Origin of the sequence: Clostridioides sp. GD02377 (genome assembly GCF_045899875.1) — a bacterium.
Classification (GTDB): domain Bacteria; phylum Bacillota; class Clostridia; order Peptostreptococcales; family Peptostreptococcaceae; genus Clostridioides; species Clostridioides difficile_A.
On record NZ_JBJODA010000013.1, the window covers coordinates 114,056 to 129,895 of the forward strand.

General features: G+C 27.1%; 12 protein-coding genes. All 12 read right to left on the reverse strand.

All coding sequences use genetic code 11. The features are described from left to right. Positions 1-12: 12 nt before the first annotated feature. Positions 13-2,190, reverse strand: coding sequence for an EAL domain-containing protein (locus Q3304_RS13000; RefSeq protein ID WP_407815437.1), 2,178 nt, complete (start codon positions 2,188-2,190; stop codon positions 13-15). A gap of 261 nt (positions 2,191-2,451) precedes the next feature. Further along, positions 2,452-3,291: a prephenate dehydrogenase gene (locus Q3304_RS13005; RefSeq protein WP_167640529.1), complete on the reverse strand. Its 840-nt coding sequence runs from the start codon at positions 3,289-3,291 to the stop codon at positions 2,452-2,454. A 20-nt stretch (positions 3,292-3,311) separates the two neighbouring features. After that, positions 3,312-3,845 carry a shikimate kinase gene (locus Q3304_RS13010; protein ID WP_169466834.1) on the reverse strand — a complete coding sequence of 178 codons (534 nt, stop codon included), beginning with the start codon at positions 3,843-3,845 and terminating at the stop codon, positions 3,312-3,314. Between the two features lie 11 nt (positions 3,846-3,856). Next, positions 3,857-4,666, reverse strand: coding sequence for a shikimate dehydrogenase (gene aroE, locus Q3304_RS13015; RefSeq protein ID WP_407813963.1), 810 nt, complete (start codon positions 4,664-4,666; stop codon positions 3,857-3,859). Positions 4,667-4,712: 46 nt separating this feature from the next. Continuing rightward, positions 4,713-5,909 (reverse strand): prephenate dehydratase, encoded by a 1,197-nt coding sequence (gene pheA, locus Q3304_RS13020; RefSeq protein WP_407813962.1) that lies wholly within the window; start codon positions 5,907-5,909, stop codon positions 4,713-4,715. 2 nt (positions 5,910-5,911) lie between these two features. Continuing rightward, positions 5,912-6,991 carry a chorismate synthase gene (aroC, locus tag Q3304_RS13025; protein ID WP_054276706.1) on the reverse strand — a complete coding sequence of 360 codons (1,080 nt, stop codon included), beginning with the start codon at positions 6,989-6,991 and terminating at the stop codon, positions 5,912-5,914. Next, the gene (gene aroA, locus Q3304_RS13030) at positions 6,969-8,282 is read right to left on the reverse strand and encodes a 3-phosphoshikimate 1-carboxyvinyltransferase (protein ID WP_407813961.1); all 1,314 of its coding nucleotides are present in this window, start codon (positions 8,280-8,282) and stop codon (positions 6,969-6,971) included. The genes aroC and aroA overlap by 23 nt, the downstream gene beginning before the upstream one ends. After that, entirely contained in the window at positions 8,282-9,346 is a 1,065-nt protein-coding gene (aroB, locus tag Q3304_RS13035; RefSeq protein ID WP_407813960.1) for a 3-dehydroquinate synthase, read from the reverse strand. Before aroB ends, aroA begins: the two co-directional genes overlap by 1 nt. A gap of 21 nt (positions 9,347-9,367) precedes the next feature. Further along, positions 9,368-10,381: a 3-deoxy-7-phosphoheptulonate synthase gene (aroF, locus tag Q3304_RS13040; protein WP_054270312.1), complete on the reverse strand. Its 1,014-nt coding sequence runs from the start codon at positions 10,379-10,381 to the stop codon at positions 9,368-9,370. A gap of 461 nt (positions 10,382-10,842) precedes the next feature. Beyond that, positions 10,843-11,799 carry a CorA family divalent cation transporter gene (locus Q3304_RS13045; RefSeq protein WP_407813959.1) on the reverse strand — a complete coding sequence of 319 codons (957 nt, stop codon included), beginning with the start codon at positions 11,797-11,799 and terminating at the stop codon, positions 10,843-10,845. 347 nt (positions 11,800-12,146) lie between these two features. Further along, positions 12,147-12,845, reverse strand: a complete 699-nt coding sequence (locus Q3304_RS13050; protein WP_407813958.1) for a response regulator — start codon at positions 12,843-12,845, stop codon at positions 12,147-12,149. A gap of 34 nt (positions 12,846-12,879) precedes the next feature. Next, complete coding sequence (locus Q3304_RS13055; RefSeq protein ID WP_074178141.1) at positions 12,880-15,582, reverse strand: sensor histidine kinase KdpD; 2,703 nt, start codon at positions 15,580-15,582, stop codon at positions 12,880-12,882. Positions 15,583-15,840: the final 258 nt, after the last annotated feature.

Sequence of the window (15,840 nt, forward strand, 5' to 3'; positions counted from 1 at the left end):
AAGATTTATTGACTATATTTTATAGACTAATTTTTCAAATTCTTTAACTGGTAATGGTTTTGAAAAATAATATCCTTGAACAATATCACAATTTGCTTCTTTTAACATTTTTATTTGATTTTTAGTTTCTATTCCTTCTGCGATGACACTTATTCCTAATTGCTTGATGAGAGAAACTATACTTTTTATAACAATTTGACTTTTATCAACATCTTTATCATCTATAAAAAATCCTCTATCTAATTTTATTACATTTAATGGTATATTTTTAAGCATATTTACAGAAGAATATCCTGAGCCAAAATCATCCATCGAAACTATAAAACCAATATCTTGTAGATTTCTACTCACATCAAATAGAATATCAGTATCTCCAAACATACTGGATTCAGTAATTTCAATTTCTATTAAACTATATGGTATTTTATATTTATCACATACATCTACTATCTTTGAAATAAAATCTTTTTTTAAAAAATCAACTCTTGAGAAATTTACAGATATAGGCAATGGTGAAATACCTTTATCAAATAAGAATCTAATTTCTTTACAAGCTTGTTCTAATATGTACATATCGATTTTTCTAATAAATCCATTTTTTTCAAATATAGGAATAAAATCTCCTGGATATATTATGTCTTTTTCTGTATACTGCCATCTTACTAAGGCTTCACTTCCACAAAATTTATCTAATCTAATATTATATTTTGGTTGTAAATACATTACAAATTGACCATTTTCAAGTGCATATTCCATTTCTTTTTCTATCTTATCTTCAAGTAATAGTTTATCTCTTAATTTATCATTAAAAAAAGCAAAGTTCACATCACTATTATTTTTTATTGAAGATTTTGCAAGTGAAGCTCTATCACTATATACACTTACAGTCAAAGTTTTATCTTTAATTTCATAAATTCCAAAAGATAAGTTCACAAGTTCATTATTTGCTATAATCTTTTTGATTGTATTTATTATATCTTCTTTTGTATTGTATGATAACAATATATTAAAATTATCAGCACTTACACGAGCAAAGGTTTCATTATTATTGGTTAGTTCATCTAAAGTACTAGCTATATTTTTTAAAATTAAATTTCCCTTTTTATGACCGTAGATATCATTAATCGCTTTAAATTTATCAATATCAAATATAACCATTGCATATTTATTATTTTGTGAAGATTTTTTTAATAAATTTGTAACATCTAATTCAAACTTTCTCCAATTTGAATAACCAGTTACCAAATCTGTATATGCCACCTTTTCTATAGTTTTTTGGCTCTTTCTCTTTGAATATAGTATGTACATTATAATGCCTAAAAATAAAAATGAAAGTATAATCCATCCAATAATTGTAACTATCATTAAATCATTCAATTTTTTAGATACAACCGTCTTTGGAACAAAGGACGCTATAAACCAATCATTAATTCCTAGAGATGTGTATGCCATATAAAAATTCCCATCTGATTCTTCAACTTGCACTACACCTTGGTCTGACTTTTTCATATTTTTAAAAGTAAATCTTTTTTCAAAGTTAATTTGAGATAGGTTTGTAATATTTGAGTTTAAATTTTTATGATACGATGGAATAATTATATTACCATCACTATCACATATAAGTGAAAAACCTTCCCCATTAAATGTAGAAATTGATAAGAATTCAGATATAAACTCAACATCATAATCAGCTGCAATCACAGCAACAATTTTCCCTTTATTATATAAAGGTACAGCATATGTTTCAGTAAGTTTTCCAGTAGTTTTATCTATTAATGGTTTTGATATATTAGATTTACCTTTAACTGCAAGTTTAAAATAATCTCTATCTGAAAAATCTGTTCCAAAAATTGTTTCAGCATAACCTTTCCCATTTGGTAAAATTAGACCAATATTATTATAATTACTGTCTTTGTTATAAGATTTTAGAATTTTTAAAGTTTTTTCTAAATTAAAGCTATCCTCTGTCTCTAAAAGTTTAGAAATACTCTCTAATTTATCTAAATTACTTGTCAATTTACTATTTATTGCGATTTTACTTTCTGTACTAATTTCAGACAGATATTTTTGTGTTTCATATTCTAGTGCACTATCCATATTACTCACATAAAAAAAAGCAAATATACTAAAAAAGAATAGCACTATAAATGCGATTAACATATTTTTCAATATTGGCCTACTATTTTTCAAGTAGATACACCTCTCCCTCTTTAACAACTATAATTTAATTGATTCATTTTATTTTACTATTAATAACTCTTTTTTACAATTAAGTTTCATAAATTGTTAACAAAGACCATTTTTTTAAATATTATTTATAAAGTGGCAATATTTAAGGGTATAAATACATCAATAACATATTTAATTATATTAAATCTATAGATACTAATACAATTAAATATGCTATCGTTTATATCTATACCCAGCGACATGTAGCTTAAATAGCAATCTTTATTTTTCTAGACTTTCTCTTCTTATTGAAGATTTTCTAAAATATTCTATTAATTTATTTTTATCATTATTAAAAATAGCATCTTTTATCAAATTTACTTCTGACTCAAAATTTTCTATAGATTTTAGTAAATTATCTCTATTTCCTAAAAAAAGTTCACTCCATAAATCTTCATTCATATTTGCAATTCTAGTTAAGTCTCTATAACTGTCTCCAATAAATTTACCTGTATCTCTATCTTCTTCATCACTATTTATAAGAGCAACTGCCATAACATGAGGAAGCTGAGATGTAAAAGCTATAATCTCATCATGTTTCTGTGAAGTCAATTTTTTTACTCTTTTAAACCCTATTTCCAAAATTAAATTTTCAACCAATTCTAAATTTTTTATATTATTTCTACCAGTTGGAGTAATTATATAATTTGCTTCTTTAAAAACCTGTTCACTTGCAAAATCAATTCCCTTCTTTTCTCTTCCTGCCATGGGATGCCCAAATATAAAATCTATGTCATCTGGAATTATTTTTAATACATCATTGATAAGTGTTTCTTTTATTCCTGTAGTATCAGTGATTATAGTTCCTTTTTTAAAGAATTGCTTATTATTATTTAAAAAATCCACAATTAATCTAGGATATATAGATAATATAATTAAATCAGCTTCCTTAAATAGCTCTTTACCTGTAGTACTTCCTTTTTTTATGATTTTTGATTCTTCTGCTTTCTTTAAAGTTTCTAAATCTACATCCACTCCAAATACATTTTCATATCCTGCTTTTTTTAGTGCTTTAGCAAAAGAACCTCCTATAACTCCTAGCCCTACAATAACAATATTCATTATCTTCATTTCCCCCTAGATTATTTTTCTTTAAACTCAAATTTAAAATTATCACTGATTGCATTCGTAATATTATATATAGCATTATTTAATGACTTATCATTTAAAATCTCAATATCTGAAAACTTTTTATAAAGACTTATTCTCTCATCATAAAGATTGTATAATCTATCTTTGCCATTCTTTAATAAAGGTCTTGAATTAATATTTATATCTTCTAAAATTTTTTGTACAGGTCTATCAATAAAAATAACTATACCTGTTTCTTTTAATATCTCCATATTGGCATCTTTTTTTATTACACCACCACCAGTAGATACCACTGTTTTATCACTAATAGAAAGTTCTTTGCATGCTTGAGTTTCATAGTCTCTAAAAACATCCTCTCCTTCTGAGAACAATTCTGCTATACTTTTTTGTGATATTTCACTTATATAATCATCCATATCACAAAAACTACAATTATATTCTTGAGCTAGAAGTTTACCAATTGTAGTTTTTCCACTTCCTGGCATACCTATTAATATTAATTTTTCTTTTGGTTTATTTATCATAATAATCCCCCTTACAAAAACTCTAATTTTAATTCATTATATATAACATCTAAAATATCATTATTTATTTTTCTATTCTGCCAAATTTCCTGAGACTTTATTGCTTGACCTACCAACATATATAAACCATCACAAGTTTTCTTACCTATATCATTACCAATTCTCAAAAACTCTGTTTCTCCAGGATTATAAATTAAATCCACTAAAGTATCAAAATTTTGTATAATTGATTTTGGTACTGGTGATATTCCAACATTGGGATACATTCCTACTGGTGTAGCATTTATCATTATATCTCCTTTTATAAATTGAAGTTCTTCATAGTCTATTAATATAGCTTTATCATTTAATAATTTTTTATTATCTTTTTTTCTAGTTGAAACATAAACTTTATCTACACCAGAATCAAGGAGATATGTAAGAGCAGCTTTAGATGCTCCACCAGTTCCTAATATAACAGCGACTTTTCCTTGAACATTAATATTGGCCATTTTAAACATACTATCAAGACCAAAGTAATCTGTATTATAACCATATAATATATTTTCTTTAAGTAAAATTGTATTAACTGCTCCTATTCGTTTTGCTTCTGGTGATATAAAATCTAAATATTTCATAATGCGTTCCTTATATGGCACAGTGACATTTACTCCTTGTATCCCTAATAATTTTATAGCACTCTCTAACTTGGATATATCTTCTTTTGATATTTCAAAGTTTTTATATGCACTTTCAATATTTAATATCTCAAATATTCTTTTATGGATTTGAGGTGAAACACTATGAGAAAGCTTTTCACCTACTAGACCAAAAAAATTCATCTTTGTACCTCCTAATAATTAAATTTAAATAAAGAATTCTATTTTCCTATTCAATTTTATTCTTATATACACCTATAAATTTAAAATATGCTGTATTATGTTCTATCAATTCTAATAAATTGTACACTTTTGGATTATAAATAGAGCATTCAAAATCTATATAAAAGAAATATCTCCATGAAGCATCCTTCATAGGTCTTGATTCTATTTTTGTCATATTTATATTATTTTCAGCAAAGTACCCAAGTACTTTATATAGTTTTCCTGCTTCATGTTCAACAGAAAATACTATGCTCATTTTATTTGATTCTTCATCAATGTGTATCTGATTGCTGATTACTACGAATCTAGTGTAATTATTCGTAATATCATTTATACAAGGACTTATTATTTCTAGTTCATAAATATTTGCAGCTTTTTTACTTGCAATTGCTGCTTTTGTTTTGTCTTGAAGTCTTTTTACAAGTTCAGCACTTGTTGCTGTATTATTAAATGGTATCAGTTTCCAATTACTATTCTGTTTTAAAAACTCACTACTTTGCCCTATCCCTTGTGGATGAGAATATATTTCTTTTATATCTTCAAGTTTTGTACCTTTTATTCCAATTAAATTTTGGTCTATTTTTATACATTCTTCTCCAACTATATAGAAACCATATTTTCTTAAAAGGTCATAAGTTTCAGAAATGGCTCCTGTAGATGAATTTTCTATAGGTATTATTCCATAATCTATTTCTTTATTTTTAAGTGCTACGAAAACATCTTCAAATTCTTTAAATTGTTTTTTGGATATTTTTTTGTTGAAGAATTTATTTAATGCTTCTTCTGTGAATGAACCGGATATACCAGGAAACCCTACTAGGATATTTTTTTTATTAATTTCATATTTTAAAGTTTTATATTTATTGATGTTTGACAAATCAAATTTCTCATTTGATGAATTTAGATTACATTCAGATTTTTCTTCTTTATCGTCATCCATTATTCTCTTTTGTAATCCCCTACTAATCTCCATTATAGAATTAAAAAACTGTATCGTTTCTTGAGAATACCCTTTATTATCCAAATTATCTACAGCTTTACTTAGTACCTTTTCTTCTCTATCTTTTTGAAATATAGTAGTGTTATTTTTCATTTTATGTTTAGCAATCTCAAGAACTGTATTCATTCTCTTTTCAAATAATTGAATAAGCTCTTTATCTATGTCATCAATTTCATTTCTATATCTTGTTAAATCCTCCATTATTATCGTCCTTTCACCAAATCAAAAATTCCAATAGCCGTTACTGCTTCTATTACAGGTACTGCTCTTTGAACTATACAAGGGTCATGTCTACCTTTAATAGATAAAATATCATCTTTTTTATCTTTTATATTAATTGTGTTCTGCTGAACACTAATCGATGGTGTTGGTTTTACTGCAACTTTGAAAATTATTGGCATTCCAGTTGTAATACCTCCAATAATTCCACCATTATTATTTGTTTTACTCCTAACTTGATTACCTTCATAATACATCTCATCATTACTTTGAGAACCATACATATCTGTAAGTCCAAAACCCAAACCAAACTCTACACCTTTTATAGATGGAACAGAAAACAATAAATGTGATAGAGTAGATTCAACAGAATCAAAAAATGGATTCCCAATGCCTACATTAATTCCCACTACTGCACATTCAATTATTCCACCAACTGAATCTCCTTGATGTTTTGCATCTATAATAGTATCTCTCATAGTGTCTTCCTTTGATAAATCAAGTAAAGGTAACTCTAAAGTTTGTAAATTTGTTAATTGTTGTTTTGATATATCTGCATAATCAAAGCTAATATCTTCTATATCTTTAATTTTTTTTATATGTGCTCCTATTTCTATTCCTTTTTGTGATAGAATTTGTTTACATATAGCACCACAAAATACTAATGGAGCTGTTATCCTCCCTGAAAAGTGACCTCCGCCTCTGTAGTCATTAAATCCAGAATATCTTACATGCCCTGTATAATCTGCATGTCCTGGTCTCATTAAATTTTTAAGTTCCCCATAATCCTTTGAACGAGTATCACTATTTCTTATGATTGCACATAGTGGAGTTCCTGTAGTTTTACCATCAAAGTATCCACTTAGAATTTCTGGTATATCACTTTCATTTCTTGAGGTAGATATAGAATTTTTTCCAGGTGCCCTTCTCTTCATTTCTTTATCAATCTTATCAAGGTCAAGTTCAATTCCAGAAGGAAGACCATCTATATTTATACCTATAGCATTTCCATGAGATTCTCCAAAAATTGAGATTTTCAAATTATTTCCCCATATTCCACTCATCAATTCGCCCTCCTAACATCTCAAAATCTTTAAAAAAATGTGGATAAGATTTAGATACACACTCAAAATCTTTTAATACTATCGGTTTGTCACATCTACAAGAAGCTATTGCAAGTGTCATTGCAATTCTATGGTCTTTATGACTCCATACTTCTACTCCACCATTTAACTTACTTACCCCATCAATTATTAAACTATCTTCTTTTTCCTCTATATTTGCTCCAAGTTTACTCAACTCAACACTTATTGCATGAAGTCTATCACATTCTTTAATTCTAAGCCTTCCAGCATTTATTATTGTAGTTCTTCCTCTACTTAAAGCTGCTACTACTGACAAAACTGGTATTATATCTGGACACTGAGATGCATCTATTAGAGTACTATTTAAACAATTAACTATACCTTTTATTTTTTCATCTTCTCTTAAAATATCCATACCCATTCTAGATAAAATATCAATAACTTCACTATCACCTTGAAGAGAATCTTCTTTAAGGTCTAGTATATTAATTTCTCCTCCAATAGCATCTGCTGATAAATAAAATGCACCTTGAGAATAGTCACCTTCCACTTTATAATCTCTAGCTTTATACATTTGATTTCCTTTTATAATAAATTCTTTATAATTATTGTTTACAATCTCTATTCCAAAATCTCTCATAGTTGAAAGAGTTAAATCTAAGTATCCTTTGGATTCTAGCTCAGTTGTAATTATTATTTTTGAATCATTGTCTAATATTGGTAAAATAAATAATAAACCTGTTATAAACTGAGAACTTATATTTCCTTTTACTTTAAATTCATCTGCTTTAAGTTTTCCTGATATTACTAAATCCAGTTGATTTTCCTTATAGCTATATTCTATATTTTGTCTATCAAAAATTTCATAATAAGTATCAAGTGGTCTTTTCCCAAGATTCCCTCTACCTACAAATCTTTTTATTCCATCAAATGCTAGTGATATAGGTACTAAAAATCTTAAAGTAGAACCTGATTCATTGCAATCTATTGTCAATTTAGATTGATTTAATTGATTTTCTTTATTCAAAACTGCTTCTTTAGAAAAAATACCCGTAATTTCTAAAATATCTTCCTTCTTTTCTATAATAGCTCCAAGTGATGTCATTGCTCTTATAGTAGCTATAATATCATCAGAAAAATCTATATTAGAAATTCTACTTTTTCCATCACTTAAAGATGAACAAATAACTGCTCTATGTGCCATACTTTTGGATGGTGGGATTTTTACATCTCCAGACAATCTACTTGGATATATTTTTAAACTTCCCATCATTTTACCTCCTGAAAAAATTTAGAAGTAGTATTATATATAATACTCTCTCCAATGTTCTTTAAAAGTATTATTTTTAATGTATCACCTAGATTCTTTTTATCAAGAGATATTGCATCTATTATAGACTTATTATCTCTTAATTCAATTTCATAAGGCAAATCATAATTTATTAAAATTGATTTTATAAGCTCTGATGTACCCTCATTTGTGATTCCTTTTTTTTCACTTTCTAAAGTTATCTTATACATCCCTATGCCAACAGCTTCTCCATGAGTATAGCCAGAAAAATTGTAATATGTCTCAATAGCGTGACCTAATGTATGCCCAAAATTTAGAAGCATTCTATCTCCGAAGTCTCTTTCATCAGCTTCAACCACTGTTTTTTTAATAAAGCAACATTTGTGTATAATGTATTCTATATGTTGCATTACTTCTTCCCTATTTTTTAAACTTAAAAGCTTATTAAAAAAAATTCTGTCTTTTATACATCCATATTTTATAACTTCAGCCATTCCATCTCTATAAAATTTTTCAGGAAGTGACAACAGTACATTTGGGTCGATAAACACAGCTTTAGGTTGATAAAAGCTTCCTACCAAATTTTTTCCTCTTTCAAGGTCAACTCCAACTTTTCCACCCACAGAACTATCAACTTGTGCTAACAAAGATGTTGGAATTTGAATGAAATTTACACCTCTTAGAAAAGTTGCTGCTACAAATCCACCTAAATCTCCTATTACCCCTCCTCCTAAAGTAATAATCAAATCTTTTCTAGTCAACGTAAAGTCGAGTAAACTATCATATATTTTAGGAAGAGTATTAAATGACTTTGTTTCTTCACCAGCTTTTAATATTATAGCTTTAGTTTCAAATCCAGATTCATTTAAATTTTTTTTTGCTTCACTTAAATATAATTTCGCTATATTTTCATCAGTTACAATAAAAATCTTATTTCCAGAATATATTTTTTTTATTTCTTTACCTATATCTTTTAATATATTTTTTTTAATAAATATGTTATAGCTATTTTCTTTTAAATTTACTAATAATTTTTCTTCCACACTTAACCATCCTTTTATAGATTATATTTCTCTTCCAACTGCTAATGCGACAGTCTTTAATTCACTTATTAATTCATCATATTCATTTGGTCTAATTGATTGTTTGCCATCACAAAGTGCATGGGCTGGGTCATTATGAACTTCTATTATAAGCCCATCTGCTCCAACTGCAATTGCTGCTTTAGATAGAGAGTCTACCATCCATGATTTTCCTGCTGCATGACTTGGGTCAACTATTACTGGTAAATGACTAAGCTTCTTTACAGCTAAAATTGCACTTAAATCCAAAGTATTTCTAGTATATGTTTCGAAAGTTCTTATACCTCTTTCACAAAGTACTACATTTTCATTTCCTCCAGCCATTATATACTCAGCTGACATTAACCACTCTTCAATTGTAGCAGATAATCCTCTTTTTAAAAGTATTGTTTTATGTGTTTTTCCTAATTCTTTTAATAAATCGAAGTTTTGCATGTTTCTAGCTCCAACTTGAATTACATCTACATTTTCTTCAAATATATCTATATCTTGTGTTGACATTATTTCTGTAACTATAGGAAGCCCTGTTTTTTCTTTTGCTTTCTTTAATAAATCTAATCCATCGTATCTTAATCCCTGGAAAGCGTATGGTGATGTTCTTGGTTTGAATGCTCCTCCTCTTAAGAACCCTGCTCCTGATTTTTTTACATCTTCAGCGATAGATACTATTTGTTCTTCTGTTTCAACAGAACAAGGTCCAGCTATCATAGCAATTTTTTTTGAACCAATTTCCATCCCATTAACATTTATTATAGAAGGTTCTGGATGAAACTTTCTGTTAGCCTTTTTAAAAGGCTCTACTACATGCATAACTTTTTCAACTATTTTATTTGCCTCTATTCTTTTAGCATCTATTTTACTAGTGTCTCCAACTAAACCTAAAACAGTTAGTTCTGTCCCATCTATAGGATTAACTTCTACTCCTTCTCTTCCAATAGCTTCTATTAACTTCTTAACTTCACTTTTATCTGCTCCCATTTTTAATACTACTATCATTTTTACTACCTCCCAATATTATAGTTTTATATTTAAAATAAAAAAGAGAACTCACTAATGAGTTCTCTAAAATAATCTATTAAGCATTAAATCTTATATAAATATACAAAACAACAATTTTTATAAAATTTACTTATGCTCAAAATCATTAAAACAAGGCCTCACCAGAAAGGAATTGCATGTATTTTTGTAAAAGAAATAGCCAGCGCTAAAATAAAAGCCCCAGAACATAAAGTAATAAAAGCTATAAAGTTTTGCTGTTAGTTCTTTTAATATTCCTTTCATAGTATTCTCCTCCATTTTTATAATTTATTATTCTTCTTGTTTAATAATTATAGCAAAGAAAATATAATTGTCAATATTTTCTATAAATATTTTCAATTTAAAATATTTTTTCATTTTCTTAAATTAGTTTCTTAATTGCTGTATTTTTATAAAACACTTTAAAAATCATCTGTTATTTACAATAGTTTTTTTATTTTAAATATTACAATTCCAACAAAAATTATACATAGCATAAAGAATAAAGTTGCCGGATATCCATATACCCAATTTAATTCTGGCATGTATCTAAAGTTCATTCCATATATACCAGTTATAATTGTAAGTGGTGCAGATATAGCTGTTAGTAAAGTTAATTTTGTAATTAGATGGTTTGTTCTTTCACCTACTCTAGAAGAGTATATATCTAATAATTTATCAGCTAATTCTCGTGTTGATAATGAAAAATTATATAATTTATCAATTCCAAAATCTATACCTTGAAAATTTTCAAGATTATATTTTTTTACATTGGAATACTTCAAATACCTTATATTTTCTTTTACTATTCTGTCACCAATATATAAAAGAGGTCTCGTATTCTTAACTATAGTCCTCGTTAGACCCCTTACATCACTTATTCTAGATACATGATTTTTATGAATATTATCCATCATCTCATCTTCTATTTGAAGAATTAATTCTTCAACTTTTTCCAAAGACTCAAAACCATTTTTTATAACCTCTCTAAAAATTAAATAGTTTATTTTAAATAGATTTATAACTGGGTTTTTTTCAAGTTGAGAATTTTTAAAAATAATACTTTTTACAAATTCAAATAAAAAATGTTCCTCATTTACTACAACTAATATAAAATTATCTGATAAATACATATTTACTTCTTCTATAACAGCCTCTCCATCTCTTAATTCAAATGTATTTAAACTCAAAAAATCGTAATTATCAAATAAATCAAGTTTCGTTATTTCATCAAACTTAAGACAATCATTAAAAGTTATCTCATCTATATCCAAGATTTCTTTGAGCAATTTTAAATTTTTTGGAGCACTTAATATAAGATAAGAATTTTCTGCTGTATAAAATTTTTCACTAAAATCTTCAATAATTTCTCTTGTATTTAAATTCAGTATATACATACATCTACTCCTAAACTTCAATTTACATTTCAAAAATTTTGTATAATGATTATTGTAATTATTTTACACTATTTTAATAATTATTATTTAATATTTATGTTAAATTTATTATAAGACAAGGGTTAAATATTTTTATTGTTTAATTAAAATCTTTACCACAAATTATACCATGTATTTATTTTAAATCATATTTCGTATTATTAATACCAAAAAATTATTGATACTTAAAAAATAAAATGCATATACTAAACTAACAATAGCATATACACTTCATTCTTATTTTTAACTAAATTATATAATTATAATATACATTAAATATTCAATCTGATAATTAATATACATAACATCTATTCATCATTTAATCTATATCCTACACCAACCTCTGTAATTATATACCTTGGGTCAGCAGGTTGCTTTTCTATTTTCCTCCTTAATGTTGCCATAAAAACCCTTAAAGACTTAGTTTCATTTCCAATAATACTACCCCATATCTCTTTTATTATAAAATTATGAGTAAGTACTTTTCCATGATGTTTTGCAAGTAATGAAAGAATATTATATTCAATAGGTGTCAAATGGACTTCATTATCATCAACTATAACTCTTCTTTTATCAAAATCAATCAATAATTTATCTACTTCAAAAGTAGATTTAACTTCTTCTTTTTGTTGTAACTCCATCTGTGAATGTCTAAGTGCAACTCTTACTCTAGCCAATAATTCTACTATCGAAAATGGTTTTGTTAAATAATCATCCGCTCCTGCATCAAATACTTCTACCTTTTCTCTATCTTGTTCTCTTGCGGAAACTACAATTATTGGTATCTTTGAAAATTGTCTAATAGCTTTTATTACCTCTATTCCATCCATATCTTCTAACCCTAAATCCAAAAGAACGACATCTGGAGAATATGAAACAGCAATCGATATTCCATCTTTACCAGTTATAGCTTCCTTGACATCGTAATCTTGTGTCAAAAGCGCAGTAGATATAAATTTTCTTATTGTCTTATCATCCTCTACTAATAATATAAGTTTTTTACTCATTTCTTCCTCCAAAAATAAATTTCAAAATTTGACATTATTCATTTTCCTTAGGCAAACTAAATTTAAAAGTTGAACCTTTATCTCTATTATTTTCTACCATAATTTCACCTTTATGAGCTTGAATTATTGATTTACAAATTGATAATCCAAGTCCAACACCTTTTCTAGAATCCTTAGAACCTTCTTCTCCTGTAAAAAATCTATCAAAAACATGCTTTTTCAATTCTTTTGATATACCAGGGCCATTGTCAGATACTTCAAACCAAACATAATCTTCTTCTTCATATACATTTATATTTATCTTACAATCTTCTTTTGAATATTTTAAAGAGTTATCTATCAAATTAATTAAAACTTGCTCTACCAATTTTGCATCCATAGGAACAAATAGTATTTGTTCTGGTATATTAATATCTATAATTGCATTCTCAATTCTTTTTTTAATTTTTTGCAATGCTTCTGAGATAACCTCTTCAACAAGTTCAGAATGTTTTTTAACTTCTAATTTTCCTTCATCTATTTTAGTCATGCTAAGTAAATTTTCAACAAGTCTAATTAACCATTGAGTATCTTCATATACACCACTAAGTAATTCATCTATTATATCTTGACCTATAGTACCTTTATTTTTTATAATCGTACTTACTGCTCCAGATATTCCTGCTAATGGAGTTCTAAGGTCATGGGAAACTGCTCTTAGAAGATTACTTCTTAATCTTTCTCTCTCTATTTCAAGATTGGTATTTTCTTTTGCTTCTGATAGAATTTCTCTGTCAAGAGCTATTGCCATTTGAGCTATTATTGTTTCAATTAAATTTATGTCTTCTGCATCTAATTTCGAATCAATACATGATATCCCAACAACCCCTAAAGTTAAATTCATACCTACTATTGGTATATAATACCCCTTTGAACCTGGAAGTGTATCTGTATCACTACCTGCCACTGTTGAATTGGATAAAACCCAACTTGCAACAGCTTTTTCATCGTCACTATCTAAATCATTTTTATCTTTGTTAGAAGCATTTTTTTTATATAACTTTGATTTTTTATGCTTATCTACACTTAAATAACAAACTACATCTCTACTCAAACTAAGAGATAAAAGCTCTATCCCCTTATTTACTATATCATCTTTATTTGATAACCTCAAAAATCCCTTTATTATTTGGTATATCATTTTTGTATTTTCTTCTCTTTTAGCAGCTGTTTCTGCTTCATGTTGTACTTTAGATGTAAGTGTACTAGTTATTATACCAACTATCGAAAATACAACTAATGTAACTATATAGTTTGAATCAGCTATTGATAATGTATATATTGGTGCTGTAAAAAAATAATTTAGTAGGATTATATTTAACACAGAACTCACTATACCTGTGCTATATCCTTTAGTCCACATTGAAACTAAAACTACTCCTAACATATATATTAGCAGTATATTTTCTCTTATAAATCCAAGACTTTGTACTACATATGCTAAGATACTTATCATTAAAGTAACAATCATAAGTTTGATAAAATCAACCTTACTAATTTTAAATTTTGATTTTATTGATAGTTTATCTTTTTTAGGTTTATATTTAACTTCTGAAGCAAATTTATAAGGTATTATATGTATATCTATATAATCCACTTCGTCTATTAATTTGTCAACTATATCTTTTTTAAATTTCTTATTAAGTTTTTTATTATTTGAATGATTTCTACCTATTACAATTTTTGTTACATTTCTAAGCTTTGCAATCCTAAGTATCTGTTCAATTACATCTTCACCATGTAAAACAATTATTTCACCACCTAATTTCTTGGCAAGTTTTAAATTGTTTTGTAATTGTTTTTGCTCTTGTAAAGGTAATCTTGCTGTATTTGGAGTTTCAACATATAAAGCTATCCATTTTGCAAATGTACTGTCTGATATTCTAGATGCAGTTCTAATGACTTTTGCAGAGGATGGAGAGGGGCTTATACATGCAAGCAGTGTATCTGATGTAGGTATTACACTTACATCACCTTTTGACAATCTAGTCATTTGTACTTCTTTATTTACTCGTTCTGCTGTCTTTCTAAGGGCAATCTCTCTAAGGGCAACTAAATTATCTTTTATAAAAAAATTATCTTTTGCTCTAATTGCTTGTTCTTTCTTATATATTTTACCTTCACTGAATCTTTCAAGAAGTACATCAGGTTCAACATCAATAAGTTCCAATTGTGTATTAGTATCTAAAAACTTATCTGGTATAGTTTCTTTAACTGATACATTTGTAATTATTTCAACAATGTCATTTAGACTTTCTAAGTGTTGAACATTTACAGTGGTATATACATTTATACCTGCTAACAATAATTCTTCTATATCTTGCCACCTTTTTGTATGTCTTAGCCCAGTGACATTAGAATGTGCAAACTCATCTACCAATATAACGTCTGGCTTTCTTGCCAAAGCAGCATCTAAATCAAATTCTTTTAGTTTTATAGATTTATATTCTATCTCCTTTACAGGAAGAATTTCTAATCCCTCAAGTAAAGCTAATGTCTCTGGTCTTGTGTGTGGTTCAATATATCCAACTACTACATCTACACCCACTTTTTTCAAATTTTGTGCAGATTCCAACATAGAATAAGTCTTCCCTACTCCTGCTGCATAGCCAAAAAATATTTTTAATTGACCTCTATTCAATTTATTTTCTTCATTTTTAATCTTTTCTAACAGTATATCAGGGTTTGGTCTGTCCATTAAACAACCTCCTTACACCTTTCATTATTATTATATTATCAATTTTGGCATAAAATTGTAGTTAAAATGTATTTTTAATGATTAAGATTATGTAAAGATTTAAATATGTACTATTAACTAAATAATAAAAATACTTAATAAATACAAGTAGCAAATAACTTTAGAGGTTTCATATACATGATTCGGATTTTATACATAAAAAATAAAGCAAAACACTACAAATGAATGGTATGTGTTTTGCTTTATTTGCAGTTTTAT